Here is a 15,640-nt window from a genome sequence, read left to right as displayed (position 1 = left end):
AAGCGTCCGAGGTGCCCATGGAGCTCTCGCCCACGTACCAGCAGGTGTCCGAGGCGCGGACGAGGTTGCCAGCCGACCGCCTCGCGGCCTCGGCGGCGCGTACGTTCGTGCGGAGCGCGCTGATCGAACGAGCCGCCCCGTGGGACTCCTCGTCGGACGCGATCACCGACCGGCTGGTGGACGACGCGGTGCTCCTCGTGGACGAACTGGTCACGAACGCGGTGATACACGCCGGCACCGAGATCGAGGTCGTCTGCCGGCTGGAAGCCGGACACCGGCCTGTCGCCTCGCCGCTGCTCGTGGGGGAGCCGGCCGGCGAGGCGCCCCTGGCCGAGGAGGGCCCCGTGGGGGTGGTGGTCGAGGTGGTGGATCACCACCCGTCCAGCCCGGTGAGCCGGGGGCCGGACGCGCGGCACGGCAGGCGCGGCCTGGGCCTCCAAGTGGTAGGCGCGCTGGCCGAATCGTGGGGCGTGACGTACCGGCCCACGGCGAAGACCGTGTGGTTCCGCCTGGTGGCCGGGGATGGTGAGCGGGAGGCCGGCGGGCCGGCCGGCGGCGAGGACCGCCGCGATGCGCGCTTCGCGACGGCCCCCGCGCCTGCCGAGGCGCCGGTCCGCCGCGATCGCACCGGGAGGCGGGTCGACCGCATTGGACCGTCGTTCCTCGCCGAGGCCAGCGAGCTGCTGGCCGGGCAGCTCGACCAGGACATGGTGGCCGCGCTCGCGGGGCAGCTCCTGGTCCCCAGGCTCGCGGACTGGTGCGGCGTGTGGCTCAGCAGCGACGGTGGCAGGATGCGGCTCTCCCGCATCTGGCACATGGACGAGCGGCTGATCGACGCACTGCGCCCGCTGCTGGAGAAGAACCCGCCGCCTGCCAGTCTCCGCACCACGGGATTCCCCTGGCCCTGGCCCGGGGGCGGTGGAGTCGGCTCGGCGCTGGCCTTCCCCCTCGTCGCGGGCGGAGCCTGCCAGGGCGTGATGCTGCTCGGCCGCGCCGGAAGGGAGGAGATGACCGACACGGTCATGCGCAAGGTCGAGGACGTGGCGCGGCTGGTGGGGCAAGCGGTGGTGACGGCCCGTCAGTACACCCAGCAGACCACGATCAGCCGGGCGCTCCAGCGCAGGCAGCTCCCTCCCTCCCTGGCGAGCGTCCCGGGCGTGGAATCGGCGATCGTCTACGAGCCGTACAGCGAGCATCAGACCGTCGGCGGCGATTTCTACGACCTGTTCCCGATGGGAGGCCGTCGCTGGGGCTTCATGCTCGGAGACGTCCAGGGCAAGGATCCGGAGGCGATGTCCGTGACGGGCCTGGCCCGGCACCTCGTACGGCTGCTGGCCCGCGAGGGCCACGGCGTCGAGTCCGTGCTCCACCGGCTGAACATCGCGATGGCGGAGGAGAGTGCGGAGGCCGTGGCGTACGGCGGCGAGCACGTGAATCCGCGGTTCCTCAGCCTGCTGTACGGCGAGCTCGAGCCCGACCTGGTCGCGGGCGGCGCGCGCTGCACCCTCGCGAGCGCGGGCCACCCGCTGCCCCTGAGGCTGTTCGCCGACGGAAGCGTCGAGCCCGCGGCGGATCCGCAGATGCTGCTGGGCATCGACAGGAGCACCCGGTTCACCGCCAACTCCTTCGACCTCGCGCTGGGCGAGACGCTGCTGTGCGTGACCGACGGCGTGACCGAACGCCGCAACGGAAACCGGCAGTTGGACGACGACGACGGCCTGTCCGAGGTGCTGCGCGGGTGCGCCGGGATGAGCGCCATGGCCGTGGCGGAGCGGGTGCGGCAGGTGACGCACGACTTCGGCCCCGAGCCGCTCGAGGACGACCTCGCGGTGCTGGTGCTGCATGCGGTACGCGGTCCGGTGCCGGCCCAGTCGCCCGGACCCGGCGCTGACCGGGCGGCGGGCCGTTGACCGGTTGACCTGGGCTGATTCTGCCCTGAGGTACGGTTTGCGACCTTTATGCAGGCATACGAGCATGAAGAGGAGCCTTACGGAGGTGCCTTATGTCTGCACGCGGTCCGGCGCTCACGGAACGTGGCCGAACACTCGAGGAACGCGGTCCGGGCCCGGTCCGGGTCACCTTGTCGGTCAACGGAGTTGAACACGCCCTGGAGATCGAGCCGCGTGTCAGCCTGCTCGACGCCCTGCGGGAGCACCTGCACCTGACCGGGGCGAAGAAGGGCTGCGACCAGGGCACGTGCGGCGCCTGCACGGTGTGGGTCGACGGGGCCCGGGTGCTCGCCTGCCTCACGCTCGCGATGACCTGCGAAGGCCGGGAGGTCACCACCATCGAAGGGCTCGCGGAGGGCGGTGAACTGCACGACATGCAGAGGGCCTTCATCGCCGAGGACGCCTTCCAGTGCGGCTACTGCACGCCCGGCCAGATCATGTCCGCCGTGGCGCTCCTGAAAGAGGGCCACGCGGCCGACAACGACGAGATCAAGGAGTGGATGAGCGGCAACATCTGCCGCTGCGCGGCCTACCCGCACATCCGGGCCGCCATCCGCGCCGTCCGCGACCAAGCCTAGGGAGTCCGTACCGTGCGGCCCATCACCTACTCCCGCGCGACCGACGCGGCCGGCGCGGTCGCCACCGTCAGCGCCGACCCCACGAGCGACTACCTGGCCGGCGGCACCACCGAGGTCGATCTGCTCCGGCAGAACGTCCTCACCCCGCGCCGGCTCGTCGACATCAACGACCTTCCCCTGACCGGCATCGAGGCCCTGCCCGACGGAGGCGTGCGCATCGGCGCCCTGGCCCGGATGAGCGAGGTCGCCGCGTCGCCCTTCGTCCGCGAGCGCTTCCCGGTGATCTCCCAGGCCCTGGAGCTCGGAGCGTCCGCGCAGCTGCGCCACATGGCCTCCATGGGCGGCAACCTGCTGCAGCGGGTGCGCTGTTCGTACTTCCGCGACGCGGAGTCCCCCTGCAACAAGCGGGAGCCCGGGACCGGCTGTTCCGCGATCGAGGGCTTCAGCCGGGGACACGCCGTGCTGGGCACCAGCGAGCACTGCATCGCCACGCACCCCTCCGACGTGGCCGTGGCCTTCATGGCGCTCGACGCGCGCGTGCACACCCAGAGCCCCGGCGGCGAACGGGCCTACCCCATCGACGACTTCTACCTCCTGCCTGGCGACTCCCCGCACCGCGAGCACCCGCTGGAGCACGGCGAGCTGATCACCGCGATCGAGGTGCCCGCCATGCCCGTGGCCCGGCACTCGCTGTATGTGAAGGTCCGCGACCGGGAGTCCTACGAGTTCGCCCTGGCCTCGGTGGCGGCCGCGCTGTCCATCGTGGACGGCACGATCGCGGACATACGGCTGGCGCTCGGCGGTGTGGCCACCAAGCCGTGGCGGGCCATGCACGCCGAGGACTTCCTGATCGGGGCGTCCGCGCAGCGGGAGAACTTCGCCCACGCCGCCCGGGTGGAGCTGGCCGTCGCCCGGCCCACCCCCATGAACGCCTTCAAGATCGAACTCTCTCAGCGCACACTCGTACGCGCCCTCGAGACGCTCACGGGGAACGGGAGCCCCGCATGACCACGGTCATCGGACAACCCCTCGACCGCGTGGACGGCCGCCCCAAGGTCACCGGCGCCGCCCGCTACTCCGCCGAGATCCCGGTCCCGGACATGGCGTACGCCTACCTCGTCGGCTCCCGCATCGCCGCCGGCCGCATCACCGCCATCGACGCGAGCGCCGCCCGGGCCGAGGAGGGTGTCCTCGCCGTACTGACCCATGAGAACCTGCCGAAGATCGCGTCGCAGCCGCCGCTGATCCCGTCGCTGGCCGGCACGGCCGCGCCCGGGCAGACGTTCTTCCCCATGCAGGACGAGGCCGTGCACTACGCGGGCCAGCACGTCGCGATCGTCGTCGCCGACACCTACGAGCGGGCCCAGCACGCGGCGAGCCTGCTGCGCATCTCCTACGAGGAGAGTCCGCCGGTCACCACCATCGAGCAGGGCCGGGACCAGGCGTACGAGCCCGAGGCCATCTTCGGCGGTTTCCTGCCGGCCCGCATCGAGCGCGGGGACGTCGAGGCGGGCCTCGCACAGGCGGAGATCCGGCTGGACGCCGCCTTCACCTGCGCCGCGAACCACCACAACCCCATCGAGCCCTGCGCCACCACCGCTCAGTGGGACGGCGACGAGTTGGTGCTGCACGACACGACACAGGGCGTCAACGCCACCCAGATCACCGTCGCCCGGCTCCTGGGGATCCCGCTGTCGAAGATCCGCGTCATCGGCCACTACGTCGGCGGCAGCTTCGGCTCCAAGGCCATGATCCACAACCATCCGGCGCTGGCCGCGATGGCCGCCCGGGAGGTCGGAAGGCCGGTCAAGCTCGTGCTCACCCGGGAGCAGATGTTCACCTCGGCCGGCCACCGCGAGGAGCAGGAACAGCACATCACCCTGGGCGCCACGCGCGACGGCCGCCTCACGGCACTGCGGCACCACAAGCTCTCGCCCACCTCGCACTTCGACCACTGGGCCGAACCCTCGCTCGGCGGCGCCTCGCAGCTCTACGCCTGCCCCAACTACGAAGGCGTCTACCGGCTCATCCGGGCCAACACCATGACGCCGACCTTCATGCGCGCGCCCGGCGAGGCGACCGGTGTGTTCGCCCTCGAGTGCGCCATGGACGAGCTCGCCGAGCGGCTCGGCCTCGACCCGCTCGAACTGCGCCTGCGCAACCACACCGACGTCGACCCCATGACCGGCCACCCCTGGTCCAGCAGCGGCCTCAAGGAGTGCTACGAGCGCGGCGCCGCCCGCTTCGGCTGGCAGGACCGCGACCCGCACATCGGCTCTCGGCGCGACGGGAACTGGCTGCTCGGCACCGGCATGGCCACCGCGGCCTACCCGGTCCACCCGCCCAGCAACCCGCAGCGCGCCCGCGCCCGTATCTACGCCGACGGCACCGCTGTCGTGCAGGCCGCAACCCCGGAGTTCGGCACCGGTGTGGCCACCGTCATGACCCAGGTCGCCGCCGAGGCACTCGGCCTGCCCGCAGACCGATGCCGCTTCGAGAACGGGGACACCGACCTGCCCAACATCGCGGCCGCGGTCGGCTCCGCGGGCTCCGGCATGATCGGCGCCGCGGTCCACACCGCCGCCACCGCGCTGCGCGATCAGCTCATCGCCCAGGCCGTCGCGGACCTCGGTTCCCCGCTGCACGGGGCCGATCCGTCGGACGTCGTCGTACGCGGCGGTGTCATGACCGCCGGCACCGCATCCGAGTCGTACGCCGGCCTCCTGCAGCGCAACTTCCAGCCCGATGCCGAGGCTTACGGATCCTGGAGCCCGCCGGGCCAGGACGTCCCGTACGGGATGATGACCTTCGGCGCGCAGTTCGCCGAGGTCGCGGTGGACCCGGAGCTGGGAGTCGTCCGGGTGCGGCGGATGACGGGCGCCTTCGCTCCCGGCCGGGTGCTCAACCCCAGGACGGCCCGCAGCCAGCTCATGGGCGGCATGCTCTGGGGCCTCGGCCAGGCGCTTCTGGAGGCCAACTCCATGCAGCCGCGCACCGGCCGCTGGGCGAGCTCCGGCCTCGGCGAGTACCTGGTCGCGGTCAACGCGGATGCGCCGGATGTCGACGTCGAACTCGTCGAGGTCGAGGACACCGTCGTGAATCCGCTGGGCGTCAAGGGCGTGGGCGAGGTCGGACAGGTCGGAGCAGCCGCCGCGATCGCCAATGCCGTTCACCACGCCACCGGCCGCCGCTTCCGGAAGCTGCCCATCACCGTCGAGGACATGCTGCTCTGATGGGTGGCACGCGCGTGTGGCTCGGCCATCGCGATACCCGGGGTGATCGCTCCTACCGCTCCGCTGAGATCGTTTCCGCCCAGGGGGAAGCCATGAGGATCGTGGACGGCGGACCGGCATGGCCGGCCCGCTCAGGGGTACCGCGGCGTACATGACCGGAATCGAGCTGCACAGCGCAGCATTCAGCGACCACAGCACCATCCCCCTCCGCTACTCGAAGGACGGGGAGAACGTCTCGCCACCCCTGACCTGGTCGGGAGTGCCGGACGACACCGAAGAGCTGGTCCTCCTGTGCGAGGACCCCGACGCCCCCTCCGGGAGCTTCGTCCACTGGCTGGTCACCGGCATCCCGCCGGACAGCCACGGCGTGGACCCGGGCCAGGCGCCCCCGGGCACCGCCTTCACCAACGGATTCGGGGACCGGGGGTGGGACGGGCCGCTGCCACCCGTGGGCGACGATGCGCACCGGTACATCTTCCACCTGTACGCCCTGCCCGACCGGGTCTCCCTGTCCGGCCGCCCGACGGCCCGTGAGGTCCACCGCGCCATCGACCGCCAGGGCGAGCTTGCCAGCGGCACGCTGGTCGGCCTCTACCAGCGCTGAGCCCCGGCCCCGGCGGGCTCGGGAGCGGGTGTCCCGGCGGGCTCGGGACCGGGCGCCACGGTGGGTTCAGGACCGGACGCCACCCGGAGCCGCCTGTCCGTCAAGCGGTCCCTGACGCGCCACAGCCACGCGATATCGCGTCCGAAGGACCAGACGAGCAGCGCCAGCGCCAGGAGGACCGCTGCGCCTGCGGGAAGGCGCGAGAGGACCCCTGCGCCGGCCACGACGAGGACGATCCCCTGCAGCGCGGCCACCGCCTTGCGGGCGGTGCTCGGAGGGAGCGGCCCGCGCAGCCATGGCAGCACCCGGGCCGCCGCGACGAACGCGTACCGCATCGCGCCGATCAACAGCACCCATGCGCCCAGCGACCTGGCGATGTGGACACTGAGCACCAGTATGAGGAAGGCGTCGACCTCCATATCGAAGCGGGCCCCCAGCGGGGACGCCGTCCCGGTGCGCCGGGCGACCTGGCCGTCGACCGCGTCGAGGATCAGCGCCACCGTGGCGAGCATGACCAGGACCGCGACCGGCGGCCGGCTCCCGAAGGAGTCCGCGACCAGCGCGGTCACCCCGCCGACGAGCGTCGCCCGGGCCAGGGTGACGCCGTTGGCCGGCCCGAAGGACCGGGTCCACGACCGGCGCAGCGCGAGCGTGAGCATCGTCCAGGTGGCGAGCGCGAACGCCGTACCCGTCAGCCACCCCACGGGTCCCAGACCGACCGCCGTGCCGAGCAGGGCCAGCAGGAGGATCTGCGCGCCCAAGCCGGCTGTTGTCTCCTGCCGGAACAGTTTTGTGCCGTGCTCGCTGTACCTGTCGTAGCCGTCGTATCCGTCGTACCCGTCGTACAGGGCCACCGTGCCCCCTCCGGCTCTGTGGCAGAGTCGATCAGTGCCGCGTACCGTATCCGCGGACGTCGTGCCCACTAGAACGTGCACCGCCACCCGAATGTTCAGGAGGAGGCCGATGAAGCGCGACGCCCGCGCCTTCTGGCTCAGCTCTCCCGGTCACGGTGAGATCCGGACGGCCGCCCTGCCGGAACCCGCCGCCGGCGAGGTTCTGGTGCGTACGCTCTGCTCCGGTGTGAGCCGCGGAACGGAGACGCTCGTCTTCCGCGGTGGCGTACCCGAGAGCCAGTACACCGCGATGCGGGCGCCGTACCAGGACGGCGAATTCCCCGGCCCCGTCAAGTACGGCTATCTCAACGTCGGCCTCGTCGAAGAAGGACCGCCGTCCCTGCTCGGCCGTACGGTCTTCTGCCTCTATCCGCACCAGACGCGGTACGTCGTCCCCGCCGGCGCCGTGACCCCGGTGCCGGACACGGTCCCCGCCCCCCGGGCCGTACTGGCCGGGACGGTGGAGACCGCGGTCAACGCCCTGTGGGACGCCGCACCGCTGATCGGCGACCGGATCGCCGTGGTCGGGGCCGGCATGGTCGGCGCCTGCGTCGCCGCCCTTCTGGCTCGCTTCCCCGCCGTCCGCGTCCAGCTGGTCGACGCGGATCCCGCCCGTGCGGACATCGCCAAGGCGCTCGGCGTCGGCTTCGCGCTCCCCGAGGACGCCGCGGGCGAGTGCGACCTCGTCGTCCACGCCAGCGCCACCGAGGACGGCCTCGCGCGCTCACTGGAACTCCTCGCCCCCGAGGGGACGGTGCTCGAACTGAGCTGGTACGGCGACCGGCGGATCAGCCTGCCGCTGGGGGAGGCCTTCCACTCCCGCCGCCTGGTCGTGCGCGGCAGTCAGGTGGGCACGGTGGCGCAGGCCCGGCGCTCCCGCCGGACCTTCGCCGACCGGCTCGCGCTCTCCCTCGACCTGCTCGCCGACCCCGCCTTCGACGCGCTGATCACCGGCGAATGCTCCTTCGAGGAGCTGCCGCAGGTACTGCCCCGGCTCGCCTCCGGCGACCTCCCGGCGCTGTGCCACCGCGTCCTGTACGACTCCGCCGCGGATTCGGTCTGAACAAGTCCGAGCAGGACTGAGCAAGGAGAACGGACCGGCCGTACTACACGACACACCTCGGCAGAGGGAGACGTCCCGCACCCTGGAGGGCCATCCGTTGTTCAGCGTCACCGTCCGCGATCACCTCATGATCGCTCACAGCTTCCGCGGCGAGGTCTTCGGACCCGCACAGCGCCTGCACGGAGCGACCTTCATCGTGGACGCCACCTTCCGCCGCGCCGAGCTCGACGCCGACAACATCGTCGTCGACATCGGACTGGCCACCCGGGAACTCGGCGGTGTGGTCGGCGAGCTCAACTACCGCAATCTCGACGACGAACCGGCTTTCGCCGAGACCAACACCTCCACGGAATTCCTGGCCAAGGTCATCGCCGACCGCCTCGCCGACCGTATTCACGCCGGCGCCCTGGGCGAGGGCGCCCGCGACCTCACCGGCATCACGGTCACCCTGCACGAATCGCATATCGCCTGGGCGAGTTACGAGCGCACCCTGTGAAGGCCCACCCTGTGAAAGCCCACCCTGTGAACCGCGGCGACGCCACCACGACGGCCGTGCGCTCGGTGCACATCGTCATGCCCGGCGACGTCCGCGACCCGGCCGCACCGAGCGGCGGCAACACCTACGACCGGCGGGTGTGCCGGGACCTGCCCGGCCTCGGCTGGCAGGTGCGCGAGCACGCCGTCGCGGGCACATGGCCACGGCCCGGACCCGCCGCCCGCGCGGAACTGGCCCGGGTTCTCGCGGAGCCGGCGGACGGCGCCGTCGTGCTCCTCGACGGGCTCGTCGCCTGCGCCGTCCCCGACATCGTCGTCGCCGTGGCGCGGCGGCTGCGGCTGGCCGTGCTGGTGCACCTGCCGCTGGGCGACGAGACAGGCCTGCCTCGCCGCGTCGCGGCAGACCTGGACACCCGGGAGCGCAGGACCCTGCACGCCGTGCCTGCGGTCGTGGCGACCAGCGGCTGGGCTGCCCGCCGGCTCGTGGACCACCACGGGCTCGCACCCGGCCGGGTCCATGTCGCCGCGCCCGGCGCCGACATCGCGCCCCTGGCGTCCGGCACCGACGGCGCCTCGCGGCTGCTGTGCGTCGCCACGGTGACCCCGCGCAAGGGACAGCACCGGCTGGTAGAGGCCCTGGCGACCGTCGCCGGCCTGCCCTGGAGCTGCACCTGTGTCGGCGGACTGCGCCACGACCCCGGCTATGTCGCCCGAGTCCGCGAGCTGATCGAGAAGTCCGGCCTCGGACACCGGCTGCACCTCACCGGTCCGCAGGCGGGCGCGCAGCTGGACGCGAGCTACTCCGCCGCCGACCTCCTGGTGCTCACGTCGTACGCCGAGACGTACGGCATGGTCGTGACCGAGGCCCTCGCGCGCGGAATTCCCGTCCTGGCGACGGCCGTCGACGGCGTGCCGGAGGCGGTCGGTCGGGCGCCCGACGGCAGCGTGCCGGGCATCCTCGTGCCGCCGGACGACCCGGCGGCGCTCACCGCGGCGCTGCGCCGCTGGTTCGGCGAGCCCGGCGTGCGCCGCCGGCTGAAGGCTTCAGCACGCCAACGGCGCGCAGTGCTGGACGGCTGGGAGACGACGTCGCGCAATATCGCCGGTGTGCTGGAACAGCTCCGACACGAGCCGCGGAGGGCCGCATGAGTACGACCGACGCGCCTCGTTACACCCCCGAGTGGCTGGAGCTGCGGGAGAGCGCCGACGCCGCCGCCCGCGCACCCCAGCTCCTCGACTCGCTGCGCCGTCACCTGGCGGACCCGCCGCGGCGCCCCCGAGAGCTGGTGATTCGCGATCTCGGCTGCGGCACCGGCTCCATGGGACGCTGGCTCGCCCCCCGGCTGAACGGCCCTCAGCACTGGATCCTGCACGACCGCGACCCCGATCTGCTCGACCGGGCACGCGCGGCAGCGTCCCGTACGGCCGCCGACGGCAGCCGCGTCACGGTATCGACGGAGCGCGGTGACATCGCCCGGCTGACCGCGGACGGCCTTGCCGGCACCTCGCTCGTAACGGCCTCCGCTCTGCTGGACGTGCTCACCCGCGACGAGGTGGACGGGCTCGCCGCAGCCTGCGCCGGTGCCGGATGTCCGGCGCTGCTGGCGCTCTCCGTGGTGGGACGGGTCGAGCTCACCCCGGCCGACCCGCTGGACACCGAGATCGCCGGGGCCTTCAACGCCCACCAGCGGCGCAGCGATCGGGGCCGCCGCCTGCTCGGCCCCGACGCCGTCGCGGCGGCCTCCGAGGCCTTCGCCCAGCAGGGCGCCACGGTACGGGTGCACGCCAGCCCGTGGCGGCTCGGCGCTGGGGGCACTTCCCCTGCCTTCGGCGGGGGCACCCCCACCCAGGGCGAAGCCTCTGGGGGAGAGTCCGCGCTGACGGCGGAGTGGCTGCGGGGCTGGGTCGGCGCGGCCTGTGAGCAGCGGCCGGACCTGGCGTCGCGCGCCGACGCGTATCTGCGGCGCCGCCTGGCAGCGTGCGCGGCGGGCGAGTTGCGGGTGGTGGTGCACCACAGCGATCTGCTCGCACTGCCCCGGCCGCAGGCGAGGATCTCGTGATCCCGCGCGCGGCCTGGGCCCGGATCCGGACCGTCGCCGGACTGGCCATCCTCGCTGTGCTGCTGTGGCGGCTGGGCACCGGCGCCTTCCTGGAGGGCCTGGGCAGGATCGACGGCCCGACCCTCCTGGCCGCTCTCGGTCTCGGCTTGATCACCACCGTGTTCAGCGCCTGGCGCTGGTGCCTGGTGGCCCGGGCCCTGAGCCTCCGGCTGCCGATGGGCCGCGCCGTCGCGGACTACTACCGGGCACTGTTCCTGAACGCGGCGCTGCCCGGCGGGGTCCTCGGCGATGTGCACCGCGCCGTACGGCACGGGCGGAACGCCGGTGACATGGGCCGGGGCGTACGTGCCGTGGTCCTCGAACGGGCCGCGGGGCAGGTGGCCCTCATCGTCGTCGGCGTGACGGTACTGCTCGCCCGGCCGTCCCTGGCCGTGACAGGCGTCCACCACCTCGCCACGACGCCGGGCGCCGCACCGGCCTTCGCCGTGGTGTGCGGGCTCGTGGTGATCGCGGCCGCCGTCTGGCTCCGCCGGAAGCCGGGCACCTCGCGATGGCGCCACGCGGTCCGCGCGGCGCTGGCCGAGGTGCGCCTCGCGCTGCTGGCCCGCGGCAGCTGGCCGGGAGTGGTGATCTCATCCGTCGCGGTGGTGGCGGGGCACCTCGGCACGTTCCTGCTCGCCGCCCGGGTCGCGGGATCCGCCGCACCATCGGCCGAGTTGGTGCCCCTGATGGTGCTGGCGCTGCTCGCCATGGCGCTGCCGCTCAACGTCGGCGGCTGGGGGCCGCGCGAAGGCGTCACCGCGTGGGCCTTCGGCGCCGCGGGCCTAGGCGCGGCCCAGGGGCTGACCGTCGCCGTGGTGTACGGAGTGCTCACCTTCGCCGCGAGCCTTCCCGGCGTCGGCGTGCTCGCCGGCCGGTGGCTGGCCGGTCTGCGGCCCGAGCGGTCCGGGCGGCCGCAGCTCGAGTTCGAAGAGGGTGTCCTCGCCGAGGGCGGCGCGTCGCACCGGCGGGCGGAGCGCGTCCCGCATCACCGGTGTGCCGGGGAACCGGAGCCCCGGAACGCCGTCGCCGAGCAGGACCGGTGCCACGGTGACGTACAGCCGGTGCAGTTGCTGCTCGTGCAGGAAGCGCGACACGGTGACGCCGCCGCCCTCGATCAGCAATCGGCCGAGGCCGCGCCGCGCGAGGGCCTGCACCAGGCGCCGGGGCGAGAACGCATCGCTGTCCGGCAGAGTCAGCACGTCGACGCCGTCCGGGACGGTCTGCTCCCGGTCACTGCCGGCGCCCACCACCCACAGGGTCGGCGCGGCCCCGTCGGTGAACACCCGGCGCCGCAGCGGCACCCGGCCGCGCGGATCGAGGACGACCCGCACCGGGTTGGCCCCCGCACAGGCGCGCACCGTCAGTTGGGGGTCGTCCGCGACGGTGGTGCCGGCCCCGACGACCACCGCGTCGGCGAGCGCACGCAGGCGGTGCAGATGGCGGCGGTCCTCCTCGCCGGTGACGAAGTCGGCGTCGCCGGTACGGGTCGCGATGAAACCGTCCAGGCTCTGCCCGAGCTGGGCGAACACCAGACGCGGACCTGCCAGGCACAGCGGCAGATAGCGGTCGGCGAGCAGTGCCGCCCCGGGTGAGGCGTCCTGCCCCCACCGTCGGCAGCCGTCGGGGCCCAGGACCAGCCCCGCGGCCTCGGCGTCGGCCGCGGACCGGATGCGGTGCAGCCGGTCCCAGGCCTCCGCCGTGTCCAGCACGCTGCTGCGGTGCTCGGCGCGGCCGGTCATCGTATGTCCCGCGGGGCTTCGGCCGGCGATGCGAGAAGTGAGAAGTACTCATCGAACGAATCGACAAGTCCGGCCAGCAATTCCTTTCCCTTCCCGGCGGACGCCATTGACGGGCGGCCGATGACGCCGGATTCCGTGTAGGCCGTCATGCCGAGGGTGAGCAGATGTTTCCGGTCGTCGGCGAGACAATCGGAGGTTTCATAGCCGGGGCGGACCAGTTCTGGATGGGCATGCAGCAGGATGGAGGTCTCCACTTCTCCCGCGTGCATATCGCTGTTCGACGGCGTCTGCACACCCGCCCTGGCGCGCGCCGCATCCCAGTCCGCCGGGCCCGGGAAAAGCGCCATCCGGGTACCGCCGCCGGCGGATTCCTGAACCACGTTGCGTAGTACGTAATTTCCGCCGTGTCCGTTCACCAGAATCAGGGTGCTGATACCGGACCGGCGGAGCGAGTCGGCGATGTCCCGTACGACGGAGTAGAGGGTCGTGGCGGAGATGCTGACGGTCCCGGGCCAGGCCGCATGCTCGTGTGAACAGGAGATCGTGACGGGCGGGAGGTGGTGGACCGGATACGCGGCGGCGACCTCCCGGGCGATGGTGCAGGCGATGACCGTGTCGGTCACCAGCGGAAGAAAAGCGCCGTGTTGCTCGAAGCTGCCGACGGGAAGGACCGCAACAGCGGGCCGTCCGGCCCTCACGTCTTCGGTTGTGCCCAGCGGCAACAGGCCTGGGGCGGTTCCATGCGTTCCCCAACCTCCCATGTTTTTCCGGCCTTTCACTCTTCGCTCTCGGTTCTGCGGGATGCGGCCAGGTTACGTTACCCGGGAACCCCTTGCCCACTGGTCCGAACACGACGAATCGGACGCCGGGTTGAAGTTTCCCCCGCCATTATTCGCTTACACCCGATGAGGATTTACCAGCAGGAGTAAGATCCGCGCCATGACGGAAAGTGAAGTCGTGTTCGACCGCGGTGCTCGTCCATCAGATGTCGAACGAGTGGTGAATGTCCGACTCCCCACCGTACACGGCGATTTTCTCGCTATTGGCTACCTGGACCGCAATGGCGGGGATGAGCACGTAGCGCTGGTGCACGGCGACGTCGGGGGAGAGAGAGCGCTTACCCGCGTGCATTCGGAGTGCCTGACCGGAGATGCCTTCGGGTCCGCGCATTGTGAGTGCGGGGAGCAACTGTCGGCAGCGCTGCGCGCCATCGTGGCAGAGGGGCGCGGCATTCTCGTCTACCTCCGGGGCCACGAGGGCCGGGGAATAGGGCTGTTGGCCAAGCTGCAGGCGATGAAGCTCCAGACGGAGGGACTGGACACGGTCGAGGCGAATCTCGCTCTCGGGCTCCCGGTGGATGCCCGTGACTACCGGGCGGCGGCGGAGATCCTGCACGACCTCGGTGTGGAATCCGTACGGCTGCTGTCGAACAACCCGCGCAAGCGCGAGGCGCTGCTGCGGCACGGCATCAAAATCGCCGAACAGGTCCCGCTGCTGATACCGCCGGGTGAGGAGAACATCCGCTATCTGCGGACCAAGCGAGAGCGCCTCGATCACTACCTGCCGCACCTGGACGGCGCGGCCGACTGGTCGTGACGACGACGTGCGCGTGACCCGGGCGGCCGTACGTGACCGGGCGCTCTCGCGGTGTCCGTTATCGGGCCGTTCCGAAGTCCTGCGTCCAGTAATGGCCGGGCTGCGCGAGGCCGACACCGATCTCCTTGAAGGAGCAGTTCAGGATGTTGCGCTTGTGGCCGGGGCTGGACATCCAGCCCTCCATGACGCTTTCGGGCGTGGTGTAGCCGTAGGCGACGTTCTCGCCGTAGGTGCTCCAGTTGTAACCGGCACGCGTGATCCGGTCGCCCGGAGACGATCCATCGGAGCCCGTGTGTGACATGTTCCGGCTGTCCGCCATGTCTTGGCTGTGATCCTGAGCGGCCTTCGCCAGCTTCTCATTCACGGTCACCGGTGCGCATCCGGCCTTGCGGCGCTCGTTGTTGACGAGTTCCACCACGCGGGCCGAGTCGCCGGAGGCCGGGGCGGTGGAGTCCGGGGCCGTGGACTTCGGAGTGGTGGACTTCGGAGCGGTGGACTTCGGAGCGGTGGACTTCGGAGCGGCGGATTTCGAAGCACTCGGAGACGCGGTGGGGGTCTTCGATGCTCGCGAAGCCGGCTTGGCGTGCGATCGGCCGTCTGCCCACCGGTGATGGGAGGACTCGCTCTTCCAACGGCTGTGAGACTCACCGCCCTTGTTCTCCTGCCAGTCCATACAGGCCATGGCGGCGGAGGGCACACCCACGGCGCCTATGGCGATGGCGGCGATGGCTATCTGCCGGTAATGCGTATTCCTGCGGTGCTTCGACATGGGTGACCTCGCTCGTAAATCGCGGGGCGCCTCGAGTGCGGTCGGCTCTGCACGGACCCCGTGCCTGAGCTGCGGAGACGCCTTGCGGAGCCGTCATTCTTAGGACCGCCGGACGTGCAGGGCAACGAGCATGTGCTACTAAAGAGCTTCGTAGGAAGGGAGGGCTCTTGCGATCGGGGCAAGGGAATGCGTGCCGCCTCTCGGAGCATTTCCGGCAATTCTGTCGCCCTGTCAGAAGCCTTTATTCGCCGCATAGGCGGGCGGATGCGGCTGAGCGAGCCGCAGGCCATCGAACCCTGTGCGAAGTATGTCGGTTTCGGGACGGACAAATCCCCTATTCCGCATGGCGGCCACCTACTATCCCGCCGCGTTGGTGCCGGATATCGGTGTGACGGATGTCACCAGCCTGCGGGTTTGGGTATCCAGGCGTGCACTCCTGGTGACGGAATGCGCCCGTGGTGCTCGCGTGCGTGCGGCCCCCGTGCGCGCGCCCCGGAGGCCCGTCAAGCCGACGCGCCGCTACTCCCCTCGGCCCAACCCGTACGGCCCCCGGCTGCGGACCCCCGGACCTCGGTACACGCTGCGAAGAGGCGTGAGAAGTGCACCGAGGCGAGAGGAG

The 15,640-nt window shown here is 71.7% G+C and carries 14 protein-coding genes and 1 pseudogene; 11 read left to right on the top strand and 4 right to left on the bottom strand.

Features of this window, described 5'->3' with window-relative positions:
• Positions 1–17 precede the first annotated feature (17 nt).
• From ACTWQC_RS09810 to ACTWQC_RS09790, 5 genes are all read left to right on the top strand, one after another.
• Positions 18–1,910 carry a SpoIIE family protein phosphatase gene (locus tag ACTWQC_RS09810; RefSeq protein WP_443315203.1) on the top strand — a complete coding sequence of 631 codons (1,893 nt, stop codon included), beginning with the start codon at positions 18–20 and terminating at the stop codon, positions 1,908–1,910.
• A gap of 92 nt (positions 1,911–2,002) precedes the next feature.
• Positions 2,003–2,527, top strand: a complete 525-nt coding sequence (locus tag ACTWQC_RS09805) for a (2Fe-2S)-binding protein (protein WP_443315202.1) — start codon at positions 2,003–2,005, stop codon at positions 2,525–2,527.
• A gap of 12 nt (positions 2,528–2,539) precedes the next feature.
• Positions 2,540–3,535: an FAD binding domain-containing protein gene (locus ACTWQC_RS09800; RefSeq protein WP_443315201.1), complete on the top strand. Its 996-nt coding sequence runs from the start codon at positions 2,540–2,542 to the stop codon at positions 3,533–3,535.
• Positions 3,532–5,760, top strand: coding sequence for a xanthine dehydrogenase family protein molybdopterin-binding subunit (locus ACTWQC_RS09795; RefSeq protein ID WP_443315200.1), 2,229 nt, complete (start codon positions 3,532–3,534; stop codon positions 5,758–5,760). The genes ACTWQC_RS09800 and ACTWQC_RS09795 overlap by 4 nt, the downstream gene beginning before the upstream one ends.
• Positions 5,761–5,911: 151 nt before the next feature.
• Positions 5,912–6,364, top strand: a complete 453-nt coding sequence (locus ACTWQC_RS09790; RefSeq protein ID WP_443315199.1) for a YbhB/YbcL family Raf kinase inhibitor-like protein — start codon at positions 5,912–5,914, stop codon at positions 6,362–6,364.
• On the opposite strand, the gene ACTWQC_RS09785 is transcribed toward ACTWQC_RS09790, so the two are convergent.
• Positions 6,352–7,212: a CDP-alcohol phosphatidyltransferase family protein gene (locus tag ACTWQC_RS09785; RefSeq protein ID WP_443315284.1), complete on the bottom strand. Its 861-nt coding sequence runs from the start codon at positions 7,210–7,212 to the stop codon at positions 6,352–6,354. The genes ACTWQC_RS09790 and ACTWQC_RS09785 overlap by 13 nt on opposite strands.
• A 115-nt stretch (positions 7,213–7,327) precedes the next feature.
• Here ACTWQC_RS09785 and ACTWQC_RS09780 point away from each other — a divergent pair, with 115 nt between their 5' ends.
• The 5 genes and pseudogenes from ACTWQC_RS09780 to ACTWQC_RS09760 form a co-directional block, all read left to right on the top strand.
• Complete coding sequence (locus ACTWQC_RS09780; RefSeq protein WP_443315198.1) at positions 7,328–8,320, top strand: zinc-dependent alcohol dehydrogenase; 993 nt, start codon at positions 7,328–7,330, stop codon at positions 8,318–8,320.
• 97 nt (positions 8,321–8,417) lie between these two features.
• Positions 8,418–8,816 (top strand): 6-pyruvoyl trahydropterin synthase family protein, encoded by a 399-nt coding sequence (locus ACTWQC_RS09775; RefSeq protein ID WP_443315197.1) that lies wholly within the window; start codon positions 8,418–8,420, stop codon positions 8,814–8,816.
• Between the two features lie 77 nt (positions 8,817–8,893).
• Positions 8,894–9,964, top strand: coding sequence for a glycosyltransferase family 4 protein (locus tag ACTWQC_RS09770; RefSeq protein ID WP_443315283.1), 1,071 nt, complete (start codon positions 8,894–8,896; stop codon positions 9,962–9,964).
• Positions 9,961–10,875, top strand: a complete 915-nt coding sequence (locus tag ACTWQC_RS09765; RefSeq protein ID WP_443315196.1) for a methyltransferase domain-containing protein — start codon at positions 9,961–9,963, stop codon at positions 10,873–10,875. The genes ACTWQC_RS09770 and ACTWQC_RS09765 overlap by 4 nt, the downstream gene beginning before the upstream one ends.
• Positions 10,875–11,819 (top strand): annotated as a pseudogene (locus tag ACTWQC_RS09760) (lysylphosphatidylglycerol synthase transmembrane domain-containing protein); the annotation flags it as partial. The gene ACTWQC_RS09765 and the pseudogene ACTWQC_RS09760, both read left to right, overlap by 1 nt.
• On the opposite strand, the gene ACTWQC_RS09755 reads toward ACTWQC_RS09760, so the two are convergent.
• Both ACTWQC_RS09755 and ACTWQC_RS09750 read right to left on the bottom strand, forming a co-directional pair.
• Entirely contained in the window at positions 11,700–12,656 is a 957-nt protein-coding gene (locus tag ACTWQC_RS09755) for a RibD family protein (protein WP_443315282.1), read from the bottom strand. The pseudogene ACTWQC_RS09760 and the gene ACTWQC_RS09755 overlap by 120 nt on opposite strands.
• Positions 12,653–13,417, bottom strand: a complete 765-nt coding sequence (locus ACTWQC_RS09750; RefSeq protein WP_443315195.1) for a creatininase family protein — start codon at positions 13,415–13,417, stop codon at positions 12,653–12,655. Before ACTWQC_RS09750 ends, ACTWQC_RS09755 begins: the two co-directional genes overlap by 4 nt.
• Before the next feature lie 178 nt (positions 13,418–13,595).
• Here ACTWQC_RS09750 and ribA point away from each other — a divergent pair, with 178 nt between their 5' ends.
• Positions 13,596–14,252: a GTP cyclohydrolase II gene (gene ribA / locus ACTWQC_RS09745; RefSeq protein WP_443315194.1), complete on the top strand. Its 657-nt coding sequence runs from the start codon at positions 13,596–13,598 to the stop codon at positions 14,250–14,252.
• Positions 14,253–14,310: 58 nt separating this feature from the next.
• On the opposite strand, the gene ACTWQC_RS09740 is transcribed toward ribA, so the two are convergent.
• Positions 14,311–14,670 carry a CAP domain-containing protein gene (locus ACTWQC_RS09740; RefSeq protein WP_443315193.1) on the bottom strand — a complete coding sequence of 120 codons (360 nt, stop codon included), beginning with the start codon at positions 14,668–14,670 and terminating at the stop codon, positions 14,311–14,313.
• Between the last annotated feature and the right edge of the window lie 970 nt (positions 14,671–15,640).

The sequence above is a fragment of the Streptomyces sp. 8N616 genome, from assembly GCF_052246385.1.
Lineage (GTDB): Bacteria > Actinomycetota > Actinomycetes > Streptomycetales > Streptomycetaceae > Streptomyces.
This window is presented reverse-complemented; position numbering and strand designations above follow the sequence as displayed.